General features: G+C 64.3%; 21 protein-coding genes. 4 read left to right on the top strand and 17 right to left on the bottom strand.

Annotation, left to right across the window (positions count from 1 at the left end):
• Positions 1 to 57 precede the first annotated feature (57 nt).
• On the bottom strand, positions 58 to 813 hold the full coding sequence (locus tag DDE75_RS13940) for a glycosyltransferase family protein (protein ID WP_108503003.1): 756 nt from the start codon (positions 811 to 813) through the stop codon (positions 58 to 60).
• A 64-nt stretch (positions 814 to 877) separates the two neighbouring features.
• Positions 878 to 1,861 (bottom strand): siderophore-interacting protein, encoded by a 984-nt coding sequence (locus DDE75_RS13935; RefSeq protein WP_108503002.1) that lies wholly within the window; start codon positions 1,859 to 1,861, stop codon positions 878 to 880.
• A 195-nt stretch (positions 1,862 to 2,056) separates the two neighbouring features.
• On the opposite strand from DDE75_RS13935, the gene DDE75_RS13930 reads away from it, so the two are divergent.
• Together DDE75_RS13930 and DDE75_RS13925 are read left to right on the top strand one after the other, a co-directional pair.
• Entirely contained in the window at positions 2,057 to 4,198 is a 2,142-nt protein-coding gene (locus DDE75_RS13930; protein ID WP_108503054.1) for a malate synthase G, read from the top strand.
• Positions 4,199 to 4,291: 93 nt separating this feature from the next.
• A complete protein-coding gene (locus DDE75_RS13925; protein WP_108503001.1) occupies positions 4,292 to 5,467 on the top strand; it encodes a nucleotide sugar dehydrogenase in 1,176 nt (391 codons plus the stop codon).
• 3 nt (positions 5,468 to 5,470) lie between these two features.
• On the opposite strand, the gene DDE75_RS13920 is transcribed toward DDE75_RS13925, so the two are convergent.
• On the bottom strand, positions 5,471 to 6,082 hold the full coding sequence (locus DDE75_RS13920; protein ID WP_108503000.1) for a hypothetical protein: 612 nt from the start codon (positions 6,080 to 6,082) through the stop codon (positions 5,471 to 5,473).
• Between the two features lie 117 nt (positions 6,083 to 6,199).
• On the opposite strand from DDE75_RS13920, the gene DDE75_RS13915 reads away from it, so the two are divergent.
• Positions 6,200 to 6,460: a hypothetical protein gene (locus tag DDE75_RS13915; RefSeq protein WP_108502999.1), complete on the top strand. Its 261-nt coding sequence runs from the start codon at positions 6,200 to 6,202 to the stop codon at positions 6,458 to 6,460.
• Here the strand turns inward: DDE75_RS13915 and DDE75_RS13910 are convergent.
• The 5 genes from DDE75_RS13910 to DDE75_RS13890 all read right to left on the bottom strand — a co-directional run bounded on the left by DDE75_RS13910 (position 6,453) and on the right by DDE75_RS13890 (position 11,152).
• Positions 6,453 to 7,775 (bottom strand): ABC1 kinase family protein, encoded by a 1,323-nt coding sequence (locus tag DDE75_RS13910; protein ID WP_108502998.1) that lies wholly within the window; start codon positions 7,773 to 7,775, stop codon positions 6,453 to 6,455. The two genes, DDE75_RS13915 and DDE75_RS13910, sit on opposite strands and share 8 nt — an antisense overlap.
• Complete coding sequence (locus DDE75_RS13905; protein ID WP_162799052.1) at positions 7,768 to 8,691, bottom strand: NAD(P)/FAD-dependent oxidoreductase; 924 nt, start codon at positions 8,689 to 8,691, stop codon at positions 7,768 to 7,770. The genes DDE75_RS13910 and DDE75_RS13905 overlap by 8 nt, the downstream gene beginning before the upstream one ends.
• Before the next feature lie 84 nt (positions 8,692 to 8,775).
• The gene (locus DDE75_RS13900; RefSeq protein WP_162799051.1) at positions 8,776 to 9,657 is read right to left on the bottom strand and encodes a LysR family transcriptional regulator; all 882 of its coding nucleotides are present in this window, start codon (positions 9,655 to 9,657) and stop codon (positions 8,776 to 8,778) included.
• A gap of 137 nt (positions 9,658 to 9,794) precedes the next feature.
• Positions 9,795 to 10,025 (bottom strand): hypothetical protein, encoded by a 231-nt coding sequence (locus tag DDE75_RS13895; protein WP_211659357.1) that lies wholly within the window; start codon positions 10,023 to 10,025, stop codon positions 9,795 to 9,797.
• Positions 10,026 to 10,201: 176 nt separating this feature from the next.
• A complete protein-coding gene (locus DDE75_RS13890; protein ID WP_108502994.1) occupies positions 10,202 to 11,152 on the bottom strand; it encodes a nucleoside hydrolase in 951 nt (316 codons plus the stop codon).
• A gap of 95 nt (positions 11,153 to 11,247) precedes the next feature.
• Here DDE75_RS13890 and DDE75_RS13885 point away from each other — a divergent pair, with 95 nt between their 5' ends.
• Positions 11,248 to 12,186 (top strand): endonuclease/exonuclease/phosphatase family protein, encoded by a 939-nt coding sequence (locus tag DDE75_RS13885; protein WP_245894756.1) that lies wholly within the window; start codon positions 11,248 to 11,250, stop codon positions 12,184 to 12,186.
• Here DDE75_RS13885 and DDE75_RS13880 read toward each other — a convergent pair.
• From DDE75_RS13880 to glpD, 9 genes are all read right to left on the bottom strand, one after another.
• Positions 12,183 to 13,259 carry an FAD-dependent oxidoreductase gene (locus DDE75_RS13880; RefSeq protein WP_162799049.1) on the bottom strand — a complete coding sequence of 359 codons (1,077 nt, stop codon included), beginning with the start codon at positions 13,257 to 13,259 and terminating at the stop codon, positions 12,183 to 12,185. The genes DDE75_RS13885 and DDE75_RS13880 overlap by 4 nt on opposite strands.
• 74 nt (positions 13,260 to 13,333) lie before the next feature.
• Positions 13,334 to 14,812, bottom strand: coding sequence for a glycerol kinase GlpK (gene glpK / locus DDE75_RS13875; RefSeq protein ID WP_108502992.1), 1,479 nt, complete (start codon positions 14,810 to 14,812; stop codon positions 13,334 to 13,336).
• 72 nt (positions 14,813 to 14,884) lie between these two features.
• Complete coding sequence (locus DDE75_RS13870) at positions 14,885 to 16,588, bottom strand: ABC transporter substrate-binding protein (protein WP_108502991.1); 1,704 nt, start codon at positions 16,586 to 16,588, stop codon at positions 14,885 to 14,887.
• A 73-nt stretch (positions 16,589 to 16,661) separates the two neighbouring features.
• Positions 16,662 to 16,934 carry a DUF2160 domain-containing protein gene (locus tag DDE75_RS13865; protein WP_108502990.1) on the bottom strand — a complete coding sequence of 91 codons (273 nt, stop codon included), beginning with the start codon at positions 16,932 to 16,934 and terminating at the stop codon, positions 16,662 to 16,664.
• 15 nt (positions 16,935 to 16,949) lie between these two features.
• Entirely contained in the window at positions 16,950 to 17,759 is an 810-nt protein-coding gene (locus tag DDE75_RS13860) for a carbohydrate ABC transporter permease (protein ID WP_108502989.1), read from the bottom strand.
• Between the two features lie 3 nt (positions 17,760 to 17,762).
• The gene (locus DDE75_RS13855; RefSeq protein WP_108502988.1) at positions 17,763 to 18,629 is read right to left on the bottom strand and encodes a carbohydrate ABC transporter permease; all 867 of its coding nucleotides are present in this window, start codon (positions 18,627 to 18,629) and stop codon (positions 17,763 to 17,765) included.
• Between the two features lie 27 nt (positions 18,630 to 18,656).
• Positions 18,657 to 19,727, bottom strand: a complete 1,071-nt coding sequence (locus tag DDE75_RS13850; RefSeq protein ID WP_108502987.1) for an ABC transporter ATP-binding protein — start codon at positions 19,725 to 19,727, stop codon at positions 18,657 to 18,659.
• Between the two features lie 13 nt (positions 19,728 to 19,740).
• Positions 19,741 to 20,826, bottom strand: coding sequence for an ABC transporter ATP-binding protein (locus DDE75_RS13845; protein ID WP_108502986.1), 1,086 nt, complete (start codon positions 20,824 to 20,826; stop codon positions 19,741 to 19,743).
• A 30-nt stretch (positions 20,827 to 20,856) separates the two neighbouring features.
• On the bottom strand, positions 20,857 to 22,452 hold the full coding sequence (gene glpD / locus DDE75_RS13840; RefSeq protein WP_108502985.1) for a glycerol-3-phosphate dehydrogenase: 1,596 nt from the start codon (positions 22,450 to 22,452) through the stop codon (positions 20,857 to 20,859).
• Between the last annotated feature and the right edge of the window lie 86 nt (positions 22,453 to 22,538).

The raw sequence follows: 22,538 nt of genomic DNA, 5'->3' as shown, positions 1-22,538 counted from the left end.
GCCGCGTCTTGGCAGATTTGCGACATTCGGTTCGCGGAAACAGACACGCGATACGATTTAGGCAGGCAGCAGTCCCGATGCGCGCAACCGCGCCAGCTGTTCGCCGGAATGCGGACCGATGCCGGCGATCAGGGCGCGCAATTCATCCTGCATGGCCGGAGGACGGGCAAGATTGACGGTATGGAACAGGCCGGTCGCCTCCAGGTCCTGCGTCATGGTGCTGGTCAGCCAGCCGCCATCGCGCGGGACGATCCACATCCAGCGACCGGCCTGCGCATGATGGCGAGCGTGGCGCAGATCGACAAAACCCTTGGCATCTTCGATCTGATCCAGCCGAGGCAGGTTGCGGCCCAACTGGCATGTCGTGCCGGTGCCCAGGATGTCGACCTTGACCACATGCGGCGCACGCTTGTGGAACATCCAGTTCTTCCAGCCTCGACGACCGCTGTCATCCTTGATCACGAAGGCATTGCCCAGATAACCCACGACATGACGATCGGCGGGAAGCGTCCGGAAGAAAGCGATCGTGCGGGTGACGTAATCGGGCGGATAGAGGATGTCATCGTCGATGGTGAGGACGATGTCGTCATCGGCAGGCGGAAAGGCGAACTTGCCGGCGTCCTTCAGGTCGCGATCGGGGATCATGGCCTCGATCCGGTCATCCTTCGCAAAGGCGTCCGGGATGGCGTCATACCCGTTCAGGCAGATGCACAGCCGATCCACTTGCGGCAGGATCGAGGCGACGGTCTGCATCAGGATCCCCGCCCGCGGGGGAAAGGTCGCCAGATGGGCTCGGATCATCGCTTGGGCCATCACATGGTGTTTCAACGGCCATCCTGCGGACGAAACCGCCTTGGGGCAACCGTTCCGATGCCGCTCAGTCCCAATAGGCCGCCGCAAGGAAGTCGCGCTTTGCGATGCCACGCTCGACCAGATGCTTGCGGGCGGCGCGGGCGTCGGCGGCACGGCCCGCGAACCAGACGAAGCCACCTTGGGGAAGCTGAACGTCGCGCAGGGCGGTCAGCAGATCGCGCCGGATGGCGACCCGTGGATCGCCTGACAGCGCACCAAGGTCGGCGGCATCCGCATCGATGAAGGCGCGGACAGGACCGGCGACCATGTCGGGCGCCAGCTGAAGGATGCGCGCGATGGCCGGGAGTGCGGTCTGATCCCCGAACAGCGTCAGCGCAGGGCCCGAGGGGCACCAGCCGCCGCCCGGGCCGATGATCGCGACCTCTGCCCCGGGGCTGACCGTTTCGGCCCATGCACAGGTCGGGCTGCCGTCATGGCGGAAGATGTCGAAGTCCAGCCAGTCCTGCCCCTGCGCGGCCACCGTATAGACGGGGCGGTGCAACGCATCCTCGCCCGAGGGCCAGAGGGTCCGTCCATTGGCCCCGATCCGTGGCCAGATGGGTGCGCGCCCCGAGGGCGGCAGCAACAGGCGGAAATGCAGGCTGTCGCGGCTGAAACGCTCGGCCTCGGGGCCACGCAGACGCACGCGAAGAAAGCCGGGGGTGGGACATGTGACGCGGGCGACGGTCATCAACGAAAGACCCGGCGCAAGCGCGCCTTCGTCGACATGATCCCATGCGACTTCCAGGCCCGCCTCGGCAAAGAGTTCCGAGGCACTGTCCTGCAGGTTGCCGATCAGCCGCGGTTCGGGGGCCAGAAGCTCGACCCTTGCGCTGTCGGATTCGGCGGTCAGGCGCAGTTCGCACCCCCAGACAAACAGGCTGATGACACCGGGCGTTTCGGTCAGGGGGACATCCCATGCACTTGCCCGCGCCTTCACGGCGACCGCTGCCGCCCCCGAGGCACGAGGAATGACGCCGACGCGGCGGTGACTGGACATGAGCGACATGACGGGACCTTTCCTTTGCAGCAGGTGTGAAATGACCCATTAAATTTGTCAACTAATTTTGGGGTGCGTCAAAATGATGTGGTCAGAATAATGGAAAGTTTTTTCAAAAACCTTGGCAAAACCCTGCGGCTGTCGTATGTCAAGCTGACGAAACCTGCGGTGGCCGCCGATTCCACCGCAATCCGGAGGATGAGCATGACCGCCAGCACCACCCATCGCCACGGCCTTCAGATCGACGGCCAGCTTGCAGAATTCATCGACACCCGGGTTCTGCCGGGGACCGGTGTTCAGTCGGATGACTTCTGGAAGGGCTATGCCGCGATGCTGGCGGAATTCGGGGACCGCAATCGCGCGCTCCTGGAACGCCGCGCCGACCTGCAGGGCAAGATCGACGACTGGCATCGGGCGAACCCGCGGATGGACCCCGAGGCCTATCGCGAATTCCTGACCAGCATCGGCTATCTGGTGTCCGAGCCCGCGCCCTTCACCGTGCAGAACGGCGATGTCGACCCCGAGATCGCAACCCTCGCCGGTCCGCAATTGGTCGTGCCGGTCAGCAATGCCCGCTTTGCGCTGAATGCGGCGAATGCGCGGTGGGGGTCGCTTTACGATGCGATGTATGGGTCGGACGTCATGGGGCCGGTGCCTTCGGGCGGCTTCGACACGGCGCGGCGTGATGCGGTCGTCGCAAAGGCCGCAGCCTTCCTGGACGACAGCTTCCCATTGGCGACAGGCAGCCACGCGGATGTCACGGATTATATGGCCGATGGCTCGGGTCTGCGCGCAACGGTCGATGGCCAGCAGGTCGCGCTGGCCGATCCCTCGGCCTTCGTCGGCACGCGCAAGGATGGCGATGACACCGCCTTGGTACTGCGCCATCACGGGCTGCATGTCGAACTGGTGCTGAACCCAGACCACCCGATCGGCGCCGCCTCGGCCAGCGGATTGCGCGACGTGGTGGTCGAGGCCGCCCTGACCGCCATCCAGGACTGCGAGGACAGCGTCGCTGCCGTCGATGCCGCCGACAAGGTGGCCGTCTATGGCAATTGGCTGGGCCTGATGAAGGGCGATCTGACCGAGAGCTTCGAGAAGGGCGGCAAGACCATGACCCGCCGCCTGGCCGATGACCGCCAGATCACCCGCCCCGATGGCAGCACCCTGACCCTGCCCGGTCGCGCGCTGCTGCTGGTACGCAATGTCGGCCACCTGATGACCACCGATGCCGTGATGCTGGACGGCCAGCCCACCCCCGAAGGGCTGATGGACGCGATGGTCACCACCGCCTGCGCCATCCACGACTTGAAGCGGACCGAAGGTCTGGGCAACAGCCGCAAGGGTGCGATCTATGTCGTCAAACCCAAGATGCACGGCCCCGAGGAAGCGGCCTTCGCCGATGAGGTCTTCACCCATGTCGAAAAAGTGCTGGGCCTTGCGCCGAACACCGTCAAGCTGGGCCTGATGGATGAGGAACGCCGCACCAGCGCCAATCTTGCTGCATGCATCCACGCGATCCGCAACCGCATCGTCTGCATCAACACCGGTTTCCTCGACCGCACGGGTGACGAGATCCATACCTCGATGCAAGCGGGTCCCTTTGTCGGGCGCGACGGCATGAAGACCTCGACATGGCTGAAGGCATACGAGGATCGCAACGTGCTGATCGGGCTTGCCGCTGGCATGAAGGGGCGCGGCCAGATCGGCAAGGGCATGTGGGCCAAGCCCGATGCCATGGCCGAGATGCTGGAGGTCAAGATCGGCCACCCGAAATCGGGTGCCACGACCGCATGGGTGCCCAGCCCCACCGCCGCCGTTCTGCATGCGCTGCACTATCATCAGGTCGATGTCGCCGCCCGTCAGGATGAGCTGAAGGACCAGCCCCTGCCCGGTCTGGACCTGCTGCTGACGCCTGCCTTGGCCGACGGTCCTATCCCGCAGGATCAGGTGATGCGCGAACTGGACAACAGCGCACAGGGGATCCTGGGCTATGTCGTGCGGTGGGTCGATCAGGGCATCGGCTGTTCCAAGGTGCCCGACATCGACGACGTGCAACTGATGGAAGACCGCGCCACCTGCCGGATCAGCGCCCAATATCTGGCCAACTGGCTGGAACACGGGCTGATCACCCGCGATCAGGTAGAGGAGGCCCTTCGCCGCATGGCCGCCAAGGTCGATGCGCAGAACGCGGGCGATCCCGCCTATCGCCCCATGGCGCCGGGCTTCGACGGCCCCGCCTTCAATGCCGCGCGCGAGCTGATCCTGACCGGGACGCAGCAGCCCTCGGGCTATACCGAACCGGCATTGCACGCATGGCGGGCCAAGGCCAAGCAGACGGCCTGAACCATCCCCCGAAAGGTGAATGCGGGTGCCATTGCGGCGCCCGCACCGCCTGCTAAGCTGGTGCGGCACAAATCAGCGGGGCTTCGGCGACATATGGCGGGAAAACGAATTGCGGTGGCCGGCATCGGCTATGTCGGGCTGTCCAATGCCGTCCTGCTGGCCGAGCGCAACAGCGTCCGCGCGCTGGACGTGGACGAAGCCCGCGTGGCGATGCTGAACGGTCGGCAGTGCCCCATCGTCGACGACGACATCTCGGACCACCTGAAGCATCGCAGGCTGGATTTGACAGCGACCACCGATCCCGCCGTCGCCTATCGCGATGCCGATGTGGTCATCGTGGCGACGCCCACGAACTACGACCCGGTGACGAATTATTTCGACACCTCCAGCGTCGAGGCGGTCATCGCCGACGTGATCCGGCTGGCCCCGCAGGCGCTGATCGTGGTAAAATCGACCGTGCCGGTGGGCTTCACGCGGCAGCTGCGTAAAAACTTGGGCACCGATCAGGTCATCTTCAGCCCGGAATTCCTGCGCGAAGGTCTTGCGCTGCATGACAACCTGCACCCATCACGCATCGTCGTGGGCGAGGACAGCCCCCGTGGCCGTGCCTTTGCCGATCTGCTGGCCGAGGCGGCGATGGAAGACGATGTGCCGATCCTTCTGACAGGATCGACCGAGGCCGAGGCGATCAAGCTGTTCGCCAACACCTATCTTGCGCTGCGCGTGGCCTATTTCAACGAATTGGACAGCTATGCCATGGCTCAGGGGCTGGACAGCCGCCAGATCATCGAGGGCGTGGGCCTCGATCCGCGCATCGGGACGCATTACAACAACCCGTCCTTCGGCTATGGCGGCTATTGCCTGCCCAAGGACAGCAAGCAACTGCTGGCCAACTATCGCGACGTGCCACAGAACCTGATCGCCGCCGTCGTCGATGCCAATCGCACCCGCAAGGACACCATCGCCGAGGCGATCCTGGCGCGGAACCCCAAGGTTGTCGGCATCTATCGCCTTGTGATGAAGGCGGGTTCGGACAATTTCCGGCAAAGTGCGGTGCAGGGCATCATGAAGCGGCTGAAGGCCAAGGGGCTGGAGGTTATCGTCCACGAACCCGCCATGCCCGAGAACAGCTTCTTCGGATCCGAGGTGATCAACGATCTGGAAGCCTTCAAGGCCCGCGCCGATCTGATCGTCGCCAACCGCGTCACGCAGGACCTGCACGATGTCCGCGATCGCCTCTATACGCGCGATCTGTTCGGCGCGGACTGATCGTCACAGAAGCTGGCGCAGGCGCTGTTCGATCTTGCGGCGGCGCCAACGTGACCTGATCTGCTTGGCATAGAGGTTCTTGGGCACAAGGCAGATGGTGTCCTCGTTGTGCTTCAGCAGGAAACGGCGGGTCGCGGCGGCAACGCGGCTGTCGGCGGCCGTCAGGGCGGCGACGGTCACCTCGACCTGCGTGATGTCCTCAAGGTCGATATTCTCGAAGCTGTTGTGCCGGGCGCGGTCCAGCAGATCGGTGACGCTGCCGATATCGACCGATTCACCCGATTTCATCGGACCTTGCAGCGTCGCTTCGCGCGGGGTCTTGTGCTGTTCGTGGGCAATCTCGGTCCGGTCGGCCACCGAGGACACACGTTCACCTTTGGTCGTATGCACCGACAGCATGATCTCCAGCACGTAGATCGGCTCGAATCCTAGGTTGCTGACGAGGATGCGGGCGGAAAGATCGCGCGCACCGCCCAGATGCACCAGGATCTCGGTCCGGCGCTGTCGCCGCAACCCCGAGACGATGATGTGCAGATAGACCATCCAGACCAGTGCCGTGACGGCCGACAATGCCGCCTGAACGACACCGCTGTTCTCCGATACCCAGTTCCACATCGGCCAATCTCCCGTATCGGTTGCGCGTCACAACTCATGCGTGGCAGCCTTGTTCCATAGCAGGAACTTCGCGGGCCGCGCCCGTGTTCAGACCTTGATCCGCAAAAGGAAAATGCCATGACCGATACCACCCCAAGCGCCCTCGAGGGCCGTCTTCTGGCCCATCGTCGCATTCTGTCGCGCCTGATCGCAGCCTTGCCCGAACAGGACCGCGCACCGTTGCTGGACTGGATGTCCGCCCGCGAGGTGATGCGCGACGGTCAGGAAGACCCCGGCGCCGTTCCCACCGAGGGCAGCGCCCTTGAACTGGCCATGGCGGACGAATTCAGCCGCGTGGCCATCCTGGCGGGCGACAGCCTGTCCGATCAGGTCAGCTGACGCCCAGCCTGCGCAGCATCCGGTCAAGGTCGACCTGAACCCGCAGCCGTGACAGCAGCAGGAACAATCCGCCCAGCTTGCGATGCAGGAACAGGATCTCGGGCGGGGGAACATGGGCGACCCGCGGCGATTGCGACAGACGCAGCGCGATATCGGCAATCTGCTGCGGGATGGTCGTGGTGGCGACATCGAAGAGCCCACCTTGGCGTAGGGGCGACATCGCCAGCTCGATCATCTGCAAGACGGCGGCCTGATGGTCGGCGTCGGCAGTGTCGGCCAGATAGCCGATGTTGATCGCAGCCCGTCGAACACCGTCAGCATCACCGGCCAATCCCGCATGCAGCAACGCCAGATATTTGGGGGCCAAGCCGGGTGAAAAACTGCGCAATGCCCCGAAATCCAGCAGGACGACCCGCCCTGTCCGGGCCTGCCAGCGATAGTTCGCAAAATTCGGATCGGTCTGCATCAGGTTGAAAGTGAACAATTCGTCCAGCGTCAGGTCGATCAGGTCCCGCGCCACCTTGTTGCGCGTGGCGATCGGCGCATGGATCAGGCTGTCGATCGGCTCACTCTCGATGAACTGCATCGCCAGCACCTGATCGGTGGTCAGATCGGAATCGGGGGTCGGCATGACCACGCCATCACGGTCGCCAAGCGCACGGGCATAGGCGGTCATCTTGTCGGCCTCGGCCAGGTAATCGGCCTCGGCGTGCAGTTGCAGGCGGGTTTCGTGCAATATGGGCGCGATATCGGTTCCGGCGGGCAGCAGGCCCGAGATGCGCAGAAGCAGCCCGAGGTTGTCGACATCGCTGTCGATGCTGGCCCGCACGCCAGGGTATTGCACCTTCACCGCCAGGACCCGCCCGTCACGCGTCACCGCCCGATGCACCTGCCCGATCGAGGCCGCTGCGATCGGCCTGACTTGGAATTCCGCGAAACCGTTGCGCCAATCTTTGCCCCAGGCTTGGGCCAGCACGCGCTGCAACTGGCGTTCGGGCATGGGGTCGGCCCCGGCCTGCAACCCCTCCAGCATCTGCGCCAGTTGCGGCGGCAGGAACTGGCCCGTCTCCATCGAGACCAGCTGCCCAACCTTCATCGCAGCCCCCCGCATCCGCGACAGCTGCACCGCCAGACGTGCAGCATTGGCAGGCGTCAGCAGCAGGTCGCGGGCATCCGGCCTGCGCCCGGTCGCCAGTTGGCCAAGTCCCTGCGCGATGGCCCTGCCCCCGACGTTGGTGGCAAGCCCGCCAAGGCGCATCAGCCGCGTCAACCGCCCCGAGGGGACCGCCCGCGGCTTTGAACGACGATCATCCATGGGCCAGCAGATGCGCGGCCATGGCGGCACCGCTGGCCCAGCCATCCCGTGCCGTCGGCCCAAGCGCCCAATCGCCGCCCACCATCAGCCCCGCCGCATCATCGGCCAGAAACGGCTGCCCAAGGGGTCGCGACACCCGCGAATAGAGCCAGCGGTGCGCGGCTGCGAACTGCAAATGCGCGGGTGCCGCGCCCAGATGTTTCAGCAGGACGGGGGCCATCATCTGGGCAAGCGTGTCGAAATCCACGTCGATATGGCGCGTGCTGAACTCGGGGTCGGCCTGCATGACCCAGGTGGCCAGCGGTTGCCCTTGGCGTCCGGGCTTGCTGCCGTCATGGGCGATCCAACCTGCCGCGCCTGTGTCGGACTTCCAGTGGAAAGGTCGCGGGGCCTCGGGCGACAGTCCCGCCATCAGCGTCACGCAGGGATCATAGGCGACCTGCGCCAAGGGGTCGGCGAAGGGGTGATCGGCACCCAGCAGGTCGCGTGCCTGCGGTGCCGGGATGGCCACAACCACGCGGCCCGCGTCCTGCCAGATGTCGTCGACGGCGACCTGCCAGCCCGGATCGCCGCGCCGCAAACCGGCCACCATCGCGCCCTGCGTCATGTCCAGATCGCGGGCCATGGCACGCACGACATCGGACATGCCAGGGCTGCCCACCGGGCCGCGATCGGCCCAAGGGGCCACCGCATCACCCAACCCCCGCAGCATATGCGCGAAGTCGGGATCGGTCGTCGGCAGATCCTGCACGCCATGGTCGAACTGCAACCCCTGCCGCGTGCGGCGCGTGGCCATGCGCCCGCCGATGTTGCGCCCCTTGTCCAGGACGCGCACGCGCAGTCCGGCCTGCTGCAAGCGGCATGCGCAGGCAATGCCGGTGATCCCTGCGCCGATGATGGTCACCTGATCGGTCATGGCTGGTCCCCTTGCCCTTGCGCCCTTCCCCATCAGGTCAGGTCGCGGCGCGGGGCGCAAGGCGGCGATTTGTCACCAAGGCCCTCAGTCCAGGTTCAGGCCACCCACGAAGTCGAGGAAACTGGCCAGCGCCGCCGTCACCAGCTTGCGGCTGGAATAGAGGACATGGACCGGCACCCCCGGCAGCGCGTAATCGGCCATGACCGGCACAAGCCGACCCTGCGCCAGATCGTCGGCCACCTGAAATTCAGGGGCCAGCGCGATGCCCTTGCCCGCCACGGCCAGCGACCGCAGCAATTCGCCGTTGTTCGACGAAAAGGCGGGCGTGATCTTCTGATAGATCACCTCGTTCTGGTGACGCAGGGGCCATGTGCTGGGGCCGCGCAGGTTGGTGTAATGCAGGCAATGATGGTCGCGCAGCTGCGCGGGGCTGTCGGGGCTGCCTTTTTCCGCGATGTATCCCGGCGATGCGACCAGCATGATCCGCGCATCGTGCAGCTTGCGTGCATGCAGGGTGCTGTCTTCCAGGTTGCCGATGCGGATCACCGCATCGAAACCGTCGCGCGTCATGTCCGATCGCCCGTCGTCCAGCGTCACGTCCAGCTGGATGTCGGGATGTTCCTCCATGAAGCGGACCAGATGCGGCTGAAAGACCTTCAGCGTGTATTGCACGGGGCTGCCCAGCTTCAGCGGCCCCGAGGGGCGCTGCGAGGCAGCGCGCACGGCCTCGGTCGCGGCATCCAGGCGGGCCAGGATCTCGCTGACCTCGGCATAGAAGCTGAGGCCGATGGCCGTTGGCTTCACCGCCCGCGTCGTGCGCGTCAGCAGGCGCGTGCCCAGATCCGCCTCGAGATCCGAGATCAGCTTGCTGCACATGCTTTTCGAAATGCCGACCTTGCGCGCGGCATTGGCAAAGCTTCCTTCGTCGATGATGGCCGCAAAGCTGCGGAGGACCTTGATATCCATTCCCATGTCCAACAGGGGCCTGTCGCGTTCAGCCAAGACGCCTGCAGGGCCGGTGCCAGATAAAGAAAGACCGCCATGCCCAAATTGGACATGACGGTCGGAGGGAACCTTGACGGAACCTTCCAGCTTCAGAACCATTAGCGGTCCTGGTTGTCGGTTGCAACTTTCGTGCTGGTCGGGAAGGCGGTGACGGTCAGAACTTCGTCGCCGTCCATGTTGGCGCGGGCCAGTTCGGCCGAGGTCATCACCGAGTCTGCACGAACCTGCATGGTTTCGACGGCAGCAGCGGCGTTGATGGCGTCGGGGCGTTCGTTGCGGGCGCTGACGGCAGCACCAGCTGCGCCGGTTGCCAGGGTCAGGGCGGTCATTGCGATCATGATGGATTTCATGGTTTCAGTCTCCGAATTTGAATGTCAGGGAAACGACTGCGCCGTTTCGATGACTGACAGATAAGCGGGGGGACCGTCATTGATTAGTCATAAAATTTCGCCTTCTGTGTTCGATATGGCGATACAATCGCGCGCCATCGTTCACGGTCAGCGTATTATTCCTGTCCGCAGACCTGCGCAATCCGGGTTATGATCGCATCGACGTCGCCATCCTGCGCATAGGCCTGCAGCGGCAGCCCATCCCATTCGGCATTCGGCCCCTTGCGGTCGCGGGGGTTCATGATGGTCAGCCCAAGGCCGATACCCTGCCACAGCACGCGAACCTGCCCGTGCACCAGCCGGAAGAGGTCGGGGTCGGTCAGGAAGACGGCGGCGCAGCAGTCGTGGATCACCATGCCGTCGAAGCCCGCCTGCCCATAGAAGGCGATGTAATCCTGGGACAGATCGGCCACCAGCTGCATCCCGGGCCCGCCCTTGTCGGCGATGGCCTGCAGTTCGCGGCGGTTGATCAGCGTTCGGGTGGTCAGATCCAGCGGGATCGCGGTTACATGCCAATCCGCCCCGAAGACCATGTCGGCGGCCAGCGGATCGCCCCAGATGTTCGCCTCGGCCGCGGGCGTGATGTTGCCGGGGACGCGGAAGGCACCGCCCATGATGACCACATCGCCGACTAGATCGGCGATCTCGGGGTCCATCTGCAGGGCGCGGGCAAGGTTCGTCATGCGGCCCACTGCCAGAATGCGGATCTGACCGGGGTTCGCGCGCACCTGGTCGATCAGGAAACGGGCGGCGGTGTCGCGCTCCTCGACCGCGGGGTCGGGAATGTCGATATCGCCAAGCCCGTTCGTGCCGTGGATATGGGTGGGATAATCCTCGGACGGCATGTCGGGGGTCAGGGCCTCGGCGGCACCGGCATGGACCGGCACCGACACTCCCCAGGACCGCAGCAGGAACCGCGCATTGCGGGTCGTATCCGCGACCGAGGCATTGCCGAAGACCGTCGTCACGCCCAGCAGTTCGATCTGCGGATGGCGGATCAGGTAATAGAGCGCAAGCGCGTCGTCCACGCCGGGATCGGTGTCGAAGATGACCTTGTGCTTGCCCATGTGCCGTTCCTGCCTATCATGAAGAAGCGGCTGATTTACCCTGCTGTCCGGCAGGGTCAACCACCCCATATCTGATCGGGAACGGATGAATGCGCATGGCCCGTCGAATTTTCAGGCTGGTCGCCGGTTTCGCGCTGCTGCTGGTGCTGGCCGTCGGGGTCCTGCACCTGTGGAACGGGCGCGGCGCGGGGGCGCAGGCGCTTGGCGCGGCCGCGCCCGGAGATCTGCGGCTGGCCAGCTTCAACGTCCATTACATCATTCTGGACAAGCCCGAGGGTGCGTGGTCCATCGCCGATTGGGACCGCCGCCGTCCCGCCATGACACAGGCCGTGAGCACGCTTGGCGCCGATATCATCGCCTTCCAGGAAATGGAGAGCTTTCGCCGCGGCGATGATGGCAGCGTCAATCTGGCCCGCGATGCGCTGTTGCAGGCGATGCCGGATTACCGCGCCGCCGCCACGGGTGATTGGCGCAGCTTTCCGACCACGCAGCCGATCTTTTATCGCCATGCCCGGCTGAGGCTGCTGGATCAGGGGTGGTTCTTCTTTTCCGAGACGCCGGATGTCATCTATTCGCGGACCTTCAACGGCTCTTATCCGGCCTTCGCGTCCTGGGCGAAATTCCACGACCTGCGCAGCGGGAAGGATCTGCGGGTGGTGAACGTCCATTTCGACTATGGCAGCGGCGAGAACCGGCTGCGCTCGGCGCGGCTGGTGCGTGATCGGGTGAACGAATGGACCTCGGAGGGCGAGCATGTCGTTCTGGCGGGCGATCTGAACGCCATGGCCGGGTCCGAGACGGTCGCGATCCTGAAAGAGGCCGGGCTGAGCCTGTCGCCGGTCACGGGATCCACCTATCACCTGAACCGGGGGCTGAACCTTTTTGGTGCCATCGACCATGTGATGCTGGATTGCGGGACCGCCATGCAGGGACGCCCGGTGGCCATCCGCCAGCGCTTCGACGGGGAATGGCCAAGCGACCACTATCCGATCCTGGCCCAGATCACCTCCGGCGCAGGCAGCTGCGGGTCCTAACGACCGGTCCGTGCCATGAAACGGCGGTCGATGCGGTCCTTCCACCGCCAGACCCAAGGGCCCGCGACATGCGCCCCACGCCAGATCGCCAACCCTGACTTGCCACCAAGTGAAACGATCTTCAGGTGATGCTTCTGCGGCTTGTGGGGCACCGTCGCCTTGCCCTGCGCCACCGCCACGATATTGCGCGCCAGCACAGGCCCTTGCCGCACCGCATGGACCCCCGCCTTGGGGCGCGGCGCATCGAGGATGACCGCGCAGTCGCCCACGGCAAAGATGCCCGGACAGTCCGTGACCTGAAGGTCCGGCCCGACGGTCGCATGTCCCTGCGCGTCGCATGGCAGGCAGCGCGCCAGCCACGGCGCGGGCTGCCCGCCCGCCGCGGCGATGGTCAGGTCGCTGGCGATGCGGGTCCGATCGGCCAGGATCACGTCCTCGGGCAGGATGCAGGCTACGGTGGACTTGATGTGGACGGTGACGCCACGCTCGGCCAGTAGTTCAAGCAGCAGGCGACGCGGCGCGGACGGCAGTTCGGGGACAACCCGCGGCCCCTTCTCGATCAGCGTGACATGGGGGCCGATGCAATGGGCGGCAGCCAGCGCCAGTTCAACCCCTGCAACGCCGCCGCCGATGATGGTCACAGGGCCGGGGTTTTCCAGAAACTGCGTCCAACGCTCGGCGAAGCGGGATAGGGGTTTGACGGCCACCCCATGTTCGACGAAACCCGGGATCTGACGCAGATCACCTTGGATGCCGATATCGACCGAGGCGATGTCGAACCCCATCCGGCCCGCCGTCGTCGTCGCCTGCCGCAGCTTCGGATCGATACCATCCACCTTGCCGGTGACCAATCTGGCGCCATTCCTTTGGGCGATCCAAGACAAGTCGAAGCGCGCCTGATCGGGCTCATAATGCCCTGCGACCACCCCCGGCAGCATCCCCGAATAGGCCGCGAAGGGCGACGGATCGATCAGGGTGATCTGGGCATCGGGCAGGCGCCGCCTGATGTCGGGCAGGGCCACCAGATGCGCATGGCCCGCGCCGATCAGCAATATCCGGGGTGCGTCCTGCATCGGGGGCCTGCCTTGTCCGTGAATGTCCCAAGGGTTGCCCCCGAAAGGCCCGCTTGGCAAGCGCGACGACGACCCTAGATCGTCATCGTCGCCTTGACCGCCCGCCCCCATGCCGCATAGCGCGCCTCGCGGTCCGCCTCATCCATGTTGGGCGTAAAGCTGCGGTCCAGCCGCCATTCGTCGGCAAATCCTTGGGCGTCGGGATAGAGACCGCATTTCCGACCTGCCAGCCAGGCCGCGCCAAGCGCCGTGGTCTCGGTCACGCGGGGGCGGTCGACCTGCGCGCCCAGGATGTCGGACAGGAACTGCATGGCCCAATCGGATGCGCTCATCCCGCCATCGACGCGCAGGGCGGTTTCACCCTTGGCCTGCCAGTCGGCCTTCATCGCCTCCAGCAGGTCGCGGGTCTGGAAGCCCACGCTCTCCAGCGCCGCGCGGGCGAATTCGGCGGGGCCGGAATTGCGGGTCAGCCCATAGATCGCGCCACGGCAATCGGGCTGCCAATAGGGCGCGCCAAGGCCGGTGAAGGCGGGCACAAGGATCACCTGCTGCCCTGGGTCGGCCTTTTCGGCCAGGGGCTGCGTCTCGGCGGCATTGCGGATGATCTGCAGCCCGTCGCGCAGCCATTGCACCACCGCGCCCGCGATGAAGATCGACCCCTCCAGCGCATAGGTCGGCTTGCCGTCCAGCTGATAGGCGATGGTCGTCAGCAGGCGTTTCGAGGATGTGACCGGCGTATCGCCCGTGTTCAGCAGCGCGAAGCAACCGGTGCCATAGGTCGATTTCATCATCCCAGGCTTGAAGCATGCCTGCCCCACGGTCGCGGCCTGCTGATCGCCCGCAAGGCCGGTGATGGGAATGGGCCGACCGAAAAGATCGGGGCGCGTGGTGCCGAAATCGGATGAACAGTCGTGAACCTCGGGCAGCATCTTCAGCGGGATACCGAAGAGATCGCTGATCGTGCGGCTCCAGCGGCCCTTGTGGATGTCATAGAGCATCGTGCGGGCGGCATTGGTCGCATCGGTCGCGTGGACCTGGCCGCCCGTCAGGTTCCAGATCAGCCAGCTATCGACGGTGCCGAACAGCAGTTCGCCCGCCTCGGCGCGGGCGCGGGCGCCGTCGACATGGTCCAATATCCACTTCAGCTTGGTGGCCGAGAAGTAGGGATCGACCAGCAGTCCGGTGCGCTCGGTGATCATCGGCGCGTGGCCGGCGGCCTCCAGCTCGCGGCAGAAATCGGCGGTGCGGCGGTCCTGCCAGACGATGGCATTGTGGATGGGCTTGCCGGTCTTGCGGTCCCAGACCAGCGTGGTTTCGCGCTGGTTGGTGATGCCGATGGCGGCGATGGTGGGGTTGCCTGCCTTCTCGATCGCGGCGCGGCAGGTGGCGGCGACGCTGGCCCAGAGATCGGCGGGATCGTGTTCGACCCAGCCCGATTTCGGGAAATGCTGCGGGAATTCTTCCTGTGCAGTGGCGACAATCGCCATTTTGCCATCAAAGACGATGGCGCGGGACGAGGTCGTGCCCTGATCGATGGCAAGGATATGAGTCATGGCAATCCATCCTGTCGAAGATGTCGGAAGGGGGCGCGGCTGCCCGCGCCCCCCGTTTCGCATGGCGCGGGCTTATTCCTGCCAGCGCTTGATCAGGTCTTCATAGGCGATGGTGACCGGAGCGGGCTTTTCATTCTCCAGCTTGGGCTTGGGCGCACCTTCCTGATCCAGCCAGACCTGCGGGTCCAGCGGCTCGTTCATCTTGGGGCCAAGGTCGCCCTGGACGCCCGAACGCTCCAGACGCTCCAGCACGGATTCCTGCTGTTCGCACAGCGCATCCAAGGCTTCCTGCGCGGTTTTCGCACCCGAGGATGCATCGCCGATGTTCTGCCACCACAGCTGCGCCAGGCGCGGATAATCCGGCACGTTCAGGCCCGTATCCGACCAACGCGTGCGGTCGGGCGAACGATAGAACTCGACAAGGCCACCCAGTTGCGGCGCACGTTCGGTAAAGCTCTCGTGGCGGACGGTGCTGTCACGCACGAAGGTCAGACCGACGTGGCTTTTCTTGGTGTCGACGGTCTTCGAGACGATGAACTGGGCGTAAAGCCAGGCGGCCTGCGCGCGATCCACCGGGGTCGATTTCATCAGCGTGGCGGCACCCACGTCCTGATAGCCGACCTTCATGCCCTCTTCCCAATAGGCGCCATAGGGGGACGGAGCCATGCGCCATTTCGGCGTGCCGTCCTCGTTCATGACGGGCAGACCTTCCTTGACCATGTCGGCGGTGAAGGCGGTGTACCAGAACATCTGCTGGGCGATGTTGCCCTGTGCGGGAACCGGACCGGCCTCACTGAAGGTCATGCCTGCGGCTGCGGGGGGCGTATAGTTCTTCAGCCAGTCGATGTATTTCTCGATGGCATAGACGGCGGCGGGGCTGTTCGTGGCACCGCCACGCGCCATGCAGGACCCCACGGGCTGGTAATCCTCGTTGACGCGGATGCCCCATTCGTCGACCGGGAAGCCGTTGGGTTCACCCTTGTCGCCCATGCCGGCCATCGACATCCATGCATCGGTGAAGCGCCAGCCGAGCGACGGGTCCTTCTTGCCGTAATCCATGTTGCCGAAGACTTCCTGGCCGTCGATCTCGCGGCCGGTGAAGAACTTGGCGATATCTTCGTAAGCCGACCAGTTGACCGGAACGCCCAGGTCATAGCCGTATTCGGCGCGGAATTCGGCCATGATGTCGGGATCGGTGAACCAATCGTGGCGGAACCAGTAGAGGTTCGCGAACTGCTGGACGGGCAGCTGATACAGCTTGTCGTCCGGACCGGTCGCGGAGGCCAAGCCGATGAAATCGTCCAGGTCCAGATCGGGGTTGGTGAACTCCGCGCCCTCTTCGGCCATCCAGTCGGTGATGTTGCGGGCCTGCTGATAGCGCCAATGCGTCCCGATCAGGTCGGCATCGTTGATGTACATGTCATAGACGTTCTCGCCGGTCTGCATCTGGGTCTGCAGCTTTTCGACGACGTCGCCCTCGCCGATCAGGTCATGGGTGACCTCGATGCCGGTGATGGCGGTGAAAGCGGGCGCGAGGACGCGGCTTTCGTATTCATGCGTGGTGATCGTTTCCGAGACCACGTTGATGGACATGCCCTTCAGGGGCTCTGCCGCATCGACGAACCACTGCATCTCGGCTTCCTGATCCTCGCGCGACAGGACCGACTGGTCGCCGATCTCCTCGTCCAGGAACTTGGTGGCGGCTGCCATATCCGCGAATGCGGGTCCGGTCAGCGCCATCAGCACCGCAGTGGTGGACAGCAATCTTCTGTTCATGTGTTTCCCTCCCTTGGGATCATTCCGTTTCTTTTTGGCCCGCAGGTTCCTTACGTCCGCAGGCCCCGCGCGATCACACCCACCGGAAAACGGCAGCGGCGTAGATCAGGCAGACCAGCAACGCCCAGGGCTGCGCCAGCCCCACCAGACCCAGCCATGCCAGGTTGATGAAGGCCGAGCCCAGAAGCGTGATGAAAAGGCGGTCGCCGCGTGTCGTCTCGATCCCCAGAACGCCGGTGCGCGGCGTTTCGGGAAAGCGGATCGCAAGGATCGAGAAGATGATCAGCAGCACCGCGATGGTGGCGAAGAAAAGCGCCGTCGGCATGGTCCAGGCCATCCAGGACATGATGCAATTCCCCCCTTACACGCGGCCCAGGGCAAAGCCCTTGGCGATATAGTTTCGAACGAACCAGATGACCAAGGCACCCGGCACGATGGTCAGCACGCCGGCTGCGGCCAGTACGCCCCAATCCACCCCCGATGCACCTTGCGTCCGCGTCATCGTCGCCGCAATAGGCTTGGCCGCAACCGAGGTCAGCGTGCGCGACAGCAGCAGCTCGACCCAGCTGAACATGAAGCAGAAGAAGGCGGCAACCCCGATACCGGATGAGATCAGCGGCATGAAGATCTTCACGAAGAACCGCCCGAAGCTGTAGCCGTCGATATAGGCGGTCTCGTCGATCTCTTTCGGGACGCCGCGCATGAAGCCCTCCAGGATCCAGACGGCCAGCGGCACGTTGAACAGGCAATGCGCCAGCGCCACCGCGATATGCGTGTCGAACAGCCCGACCGAGGAATAGAGCTGGAAGAAGGGCAGCGCAAAGACCGCGGGTGGTGCCATGCGATTGGTCAGCAGCCAGAAGAACAGGTGCTTGTCGCCCATGAAGTGATAGCGGCTGAAGGCATAGGCCGCCGGCAGTGCCACGGCGACGGAAATCACCGTGTTCATCACCACATAGATCAGGCTGTTGACGTAACCCATGTACCAGGCCGGATCGGTCAGGATGGTCGCATAGTTCGCGAATGTCAGGCTCTGCGGCCACAGGCTGAAGGTGCCGGTGATCTCGGCGTTGGTCTTCAGGCTCATGTTGATCAGCCAATAGATCGGCAGCATCAGGAACAGAAGATAGAGGATCATGACGACGGCGCTGCCGTTGATGCGCTTGCTCATGGATCAGCCCCTTTTGTCCAGATTGGTCATCACGGTATAGAACACCCAGGAAATCAGCAGGATGACCAGGAAATACATCAGCGAGAATGCCGCCGCGGGACCCAGGTCGAACTGCCCCAATGCCATCTTGACCAGATCGATCGACAGGAAGGTCGTGGCGTTGCCCGGACCGCCGCCGGTGACGACGAAGGGTTCGGTATAGATCATGAAGCTGTCCATGAAGCGCAGCAGGATGGCGATCATCAGCACGCCCGCCATCTTGGGCAGCTCGATATAGCGGAAGACCTTCCAGCGGCTGGCCTGATCGATCTTGGCGGCCTGGTAATAGGCGTCGGGGATGGATTGCAGACCGGCATAGGCAAGCAGCGCCACCAGCGACGTCCAGTGCCAGACATCCATCACGATGACCGTGACCCAAGCATGGACTGAATTCTGGGTATAGTTGTAGTCGATGCCAAGGGCATCCAGCGTATAGCCCAGCAGCCCGATGTCGACGCGTCCGAAGATCTGCCAGATTGTGCCCACCACGTTCCACGGGATCAGCAGCGGAAGCGACATCAGCACCAGCACGACGCTGGCCCAGAAGCCGCGCTTGGGCATGTTCAGCGCGACGAAGATGCCAAGCGGGATCTCGATCGCGATGATGATGGCGGAAAACGCCAGTTGGCGGCCCAGGGCGTTCCACATCCGGTCGGATGCCAGCAATTCCTTGAACCATTCGAGGCCCGCCCAGAAGAAGACGTTGTTCCCGAAGGTGTCCTGAACCGAGTAGTTGACCACCGTCATCAGCGGGATCACCGCCGAGAAGGCGACCAGAACCAGCACCGGCAGGACCAGGAACCAGGCCTTGTTGTTGACTGTCTTGTCCATTTTTCTTTCCCCTCCCCTTGCCGGCCCTTATCCGGGCGCGACGCGCCAGTCGTCGGCATAGACGTTCACGCGGCCCGGATCGAAGACCGCGCGGGTCATGTCCGATCCGATCGACTGATCCTCGGGTGCGATGATGTTGATGTCATGGCCCATCAGGTCGGCGCGGATGATCTTGTGGCGGCCCACATCCTCGATCCGGCGGATGGTGACGGGCAGCCCCTGATCCGACGATAGGCGCACGTGTTCGGGGCGGATACCCAGCTGCACGTTGCCCGAGACGGGGCCGTATGAATGCGCCAGGGGCGTCGTGCCGCCCGGTATCAGGGCCTGGTTGCCGTCGATCTTGGCGGGCAGCAGGTTCATCCCCGGCGATCCGATGAAATAGCCGACGAAGGTATGTTCGGGACGTGCGAACAGTTCCTCGGGTGTGCCGATCTGGACGACGCGACCGTCATACATGACCACGACCTTGTCGGCGAAGGTCAGCGCCTCGGTCTGGTCATGGGTGACATAGATCATCGTGTGACCGAAATCATGGTGCAGCTTCTTCAGCTGCGTGCGCAATTCCCACTTCATATGCGGGTCGATCACCGTCAGCGGTTCGTCGAACAGAAGCGCGTTCACATCCTTGCGGACCATGCCGCGGCCCAGGCTGATCTTCTGCTTGGCGTCCGCGGTCAGCCCCTGGGCCTTGCGCGACAGCATGTGCTCCATGCCGATCATGCGGGCGATCTCGTTCACGCGTTCGGCGACATAGGCCTCGTCCCGGCCACGGTTGCGCAGCGGGAAGGCCAGGTTGTCGCGCACGGTCATGGTGTCGTAGACGACCGGGAACTGGAACACCTGCGCGATGTTGCGTTCCGCCGTGGGGGCGCGGGTCACGTCCTGCCCGTCGAACAGGATGCGGCCCTGCGACGGGACCAGCAACCCCGAGATGATGTTCAGCAGCGTCGACTTCCCGCAACCCGACGACCCCAGCAGCGCATAGGCCGCCCCGTCGTCCCAGTCATGGTCCAGCTGCTTCAGCGCGTAATCGTCTTCCGATTTCGGGTTCGGCAGATAGGAATGCGCCAGATTTTCCAGTGTGATCTTTGCCATTGTCGCGTCCCCCTCAGGCTGCCGTTGCATATGCTGCGGGGGTGACCAGACGGCCATCCTCGGCAAAGACATAGACGTGGCGCGGTTCCAGCCAGACCGGTAGGGTCTGGCCAAGCGGCAGGTCGTGGACGCCGTGGATCAAGCCGACCCAACGCTGCCCGTGGTGGTCCAGGTGGACGAAGGTCTCGGACCCAGTCAGCTCGGTCACGACCAGTGCGGCGTCGAAGCGCAGCGCGTCGGGCGCGGGCTGCGACAGATGCAGGTGGTTGGGACGAAAGCCCGCCTGATACCGCCCGTCGGGCAGCGTGGCCAGCAAGCCCGCATCGCCACCCTGCCCGCCGTCGAAGGACAGGCGGTCGCCGCGCTTCTCCATGCCGACGAAATTCATCGGCGGATCGGAGAAGACCCGCGCCGTCGTGGCCGAGGCCGGCTGGCGATAGACATGGGGCGTCGGTCCGAATTGCGTCACGCGGCCTTCCCAGAGCGTGGCGGTATTGCCGCCCAGCAGCAGGGCTTCCTCGGGTTCGGTGGTGGCATATACGAAGATCGCGCCCGAGGCCTCGAAGATTCGCGGGATCTCGACGCGCAATTCCTCGCGCAGCTTGTAGTCGAGGTTCGCCAGCGGCTCGTCCAGCAGCACCAGACCGGCATTCTTGACCAGCGCGCGCGCCAAGGCGCAGCGCTGCTGCTGGCCGCCCGACAACTCCAGCGGCTTGCGCTGCAGCATCGGGGTCAGCTTCATCATCTCGGCGGTCTCGCGGACGCGGGCGTCGATTTCAGAGGCATCCACCCCCATCAGCCGCAGCGGCGAGGCGATGTTGTCGAAGACCGTCATCGCCGGATAGTTGACGAACTGCTGATAGACCATCGCCACCTGCCGGTCCTGAACCCGCATTCCGGTGACATCCTTGCCGTTCCAGATGATCCGACCCTCGGCGGGCTTGTCCAGCCCTGCCATCAGCCGCATCAGCGAGGTCTTGCCCGAGAGCGTCGGCCCCAGCAGCACGTTCATCGTTCCGCGTTCCAGCGTCAGATCGGTGGGGTGGATATGCACCTGCCCCTCGACGATCTTGCTGACGCCCTTCAGTTCCAAAGTCATGTCTTCGATCCCCTCCCAAGGTCGCGCCGCTTATCCTGCGGCTGCACCCACGCGGCCCGCTCGGGCCTGCATCCATTCATCCAGTGCATGGATCTGATCATCGTCCAGATGCAGACCCAGCTTGCTGCGGCGCCAGATCACGTCGGCGGCGCAGGTGGCATATTCGCGATCCATCAGCCAGATCACCTCGGCCTCGGTCAGGGTGGCGCCGAAATCGATGCCCAGATCCGCGGGCATGACGGCATTGCCCATCACCTCGGAGGCCTCGGCGCCATAGGCGCGCACAAGGCGCAGCGCCCAACGATCGGTCAGGAAAGGATGCGCCTTACGCAGCCCTTCGACAAGCGCCGCGACCCCATCGACGGGGAAATCGCCCCCCGGCAGCGCGACGCCCTTGGTCCAGGGCCCGGACAGCCCGTCGAAATGCACGCCGATCTTTTCCAGCGCCGATTCCGCCAGCCGACGATAGGTGGTGATCTTGCCGCCAAAGACGTTCAGCACCGGCGCACCACCATCGCTGTCCACCTTCAGCGTATAATCCCGCGTGGCCGCCGTCGCGCTCTGCGCGCCGTCGTCATAGAGCGGACGCACGCCGGAATAAGACCAGACCACGTCATCCGCCGACAACTGCTGGCGGAAATACTGGTTGGCGAAGTTCAGCAGGTAATCGCGTTCCTCGGGCGTGCATTCGGGCGTGACCGAGGGGTCCTGATGTTCGGCATCAGTCGTGCCGATCAGGGTGAAGTCGGTCTCGTAGGGAATGGCGAAGATGATCCGCCCGTCGGTGCCTTGGAAGAAATAGCACTTGTCGTGATCATAAAGCTTGCGCGTCACGATATGCGAGCCGCGGACAAGCCGCACGCCTTCGGACGAATTCAGGCGAATCTTGCCTTGGATGATGTCGCCGACCCACGGCCCGCCCGCGTTGATCAGCATGCGGGCACGATGGGTCTGCTGCTGTCCCTCGGGATCTTCGACGGTCACGACCCAATGGTCGGCATGGCGGTCGGCCGAAATCACCTTGGTCCGGGTCATGATGCGTGCACCACGCGCCTCGGCGTCGCGGGCGTTCAGGACGACCAGACGCGAATCCTCGACCCAGCAGTCGGAATATTCATAGGCGTGGTGAAAGCGGTCCTGCAAAGGCGCGCCCTCGGGCGTACCGTCCAGCGACAGGGTCCGCGTGCCGGGCAGGATCTTGCGACCGCCCAGGTTGTCATACATGAACAGCCCCAAGCGGATCAGCCAGGACGGCCTGCGGCCCTTCATCCAGGGCATCACCATCCCCAGCAGCTTCGAGGTCGGCGTGTCGGATTCGAACCGCATGTCGGGATGCCAGGGCAGGACAAAGCGCATCGGCCAGCTGATGTGCGGCATGGCCTGCAGCAGAACCTCACGCTCGATCAGCGCCTCGCGGACCAGGCGGAATTCGAAGTATTCCAGATAGCGCAGCCCGCCGTGGAACAGCTTGGTCGAGGATGAGGACGTCGCCTGCGCCAGGTCGCCCATCTCGGCCAGGGTCACGGAAAGCCCGCGACCGACCGCGTCACGCGCGATGCCGCAGCCGTTGATGCCGCCGCCGATCACGAACAGATCGACAAGATCCGGAGTGCTGCTGTCGGACAAGGGCCGTTCCTTTCCACCTCTGCGCGTCCCCCAAGTTCTGACGGCGAACGCAAAAAAAAGAAAGTAAAAAATGTTCGTTTTCGTTC

This window comes from Paracoccus indicus (assembly GCF_003056335.1).
Classification (GTDB): domain Bacteria; phylum Pseudomonadota; class Alphaproteobacteria; order Rhodobacterales; family Rhodobacteraceae; genus Paracoccus; species Paracoccus indicus.
The sequence above is the reverse complement of the archived record's forward strand: the minus strand, read 5'-3'. Positions and strand labels throughout refer to the sequence as shown.

Excerpts from the sequence above, each read along its gene's own strand:
- DDE75_RS13845 (WP_108502986.1), bottom strand. The coding sequence starts at position 20,826 with ATGACTTTGGAACTGAAGGGCGTCAGCAAGATCGTCGAGGGGCAGGTG.
- DDE75_RS13930 (WP_108503054.1), top strand. The coding sequence starts at position 2,057 with ATGACCGCCAGCACCACCCATCGCCACGGCCTTCAGATCGACGGCCAG.
- DDE75_RS13855 (WP_108502988.1), bottom strand. The coding sequence starts at position 18,629 with ATGGACAAGACAGTCAACAACAAGGCCTGGTTCCTGGTCCTGCCGGTG.
- glpK (WP_108502992.1), bottom strand. The coding sequence starts at position 14,812 with ATGACTCATATCCTTGCCATCGATCAGGGCACGACCTCGTCCCGCGCC.
- DDE75_RS13885 (WP_245894756.1), top strand. The coding sequence starts at position 11,248 with ATGGCCCGTCGAATTTTCAGGCTGGTCGCCGGTTTCGCGCTGCTGCTG.
- DDE75_RS13910 (WP_108502998.1), bottom strand. The coding sequence starts at position 7,775 with ATGGATGATCGTCGTTCAAAGCCGCGGGCGGTCCCCTCGGGGCGGTTG.
- DDE75_RS13940 (WP_108503003.1), bottom strand. The coding sequence starts at position 813 with ATGGCCCAAGCGATGATCCGAGCCCATCTGGCGACCTTTCCCCCGCGG.
- DDE75_RS13860 (WP_108502989.1), bottom strand. The coding sequence starts at position 17,759 with ATGAGCAAGCGCATCAACGGCAGCGCCGTCGTCATGATCCTCTATCTT.
- DDE75_RS13905 (WP_162799052.1), bottom strand. The coding sequence starts at position 8,691 with ATGACCGATCAGGTGACCATCATCGGCGCAGGGATCACCGGCATTGCC.
- DDE75_RS13880 (WP_162799049.1), bottom strand. The coding sequence starts at position 13,259 with ATGCAGGACGCACCCCGGATATTGCTGATCGGCGCGGGCCATGCGCAT.
- DDE75_RS13900 (WP_162799051.1), bottom strand. The coding sequence starts at position 9,657 with ATGGATATCAAGGTCCTCCGCAGCTTTGCGGCCATCATCGACGAAGGA.
- DDE75_RS13925 (WP_108503001.1), top strand. The coding sequence starts at position 4,292 with ATGGCGGGAAAACGAATTGCGGTGGCCGGCATCGGCTATGTCGGGCTG.
- DDE75_RS13935 (WP_108503002.1), bottom strand. The coding sequence starts at position 1,861 with ATGTCGCTCATGTCCAGTCACCGCCGCGTCGGCGTCATTCCTCGTGCC.
- DDE75_RS13890 (WP_108502994.1), bottom strand. The coding sequence starts at position 11,152 with ATGGGCAAGCACAAGGTCATCTTCGACACCGATCCCGGCGTGGACGAC.
- DDE75_RS13850 (WP_108502987.1), bottom strand. The coding sequence starts at position 19,727 with ATGGCAAAGATCACACTGGAAAATCTGGCGCATTCCTATCTGCCGAAC.
- DDE75_RS13920 (WP_108503000.1), bottom strand. The coding sequence starts at position 6,082 with ATGTGGAACTGGGTATCGGAGAACAGCGGTGTCGTTCAGGCGGCATTG.
- DDE75_RS13895 (WP_211659357.1), bottom strand. The coding sequence starts at position 10,025 with ATGACCGCCCTGACCCTGGCAACCGGCGCAGCTGGTGCTGCCGTCAGC.
- DDE75_RS13870 (WP_108502991.1), bottom strand. The coding sequence starts at position 16,588 with ATGAACAGAAGATTGCTGTCCACCACTGCGGTGCTGATGGCGCTGACC.
- DDE75_RS13915 (WP_108502999.1), top strand. The coding sequence starts at position 6,200 with ATGACCGATACCACCCCAAGCGCCCTCGAGGGCCGTCTTCTGGCCCAT.
- DDE75_RS13865 (WP_108502990.1), bottom strand. The coding sequence starts at position 16,934 with ATGTCCTGGATGGCCTGGACCATGCCGACGGCGCTTTTCTTCGCCACC.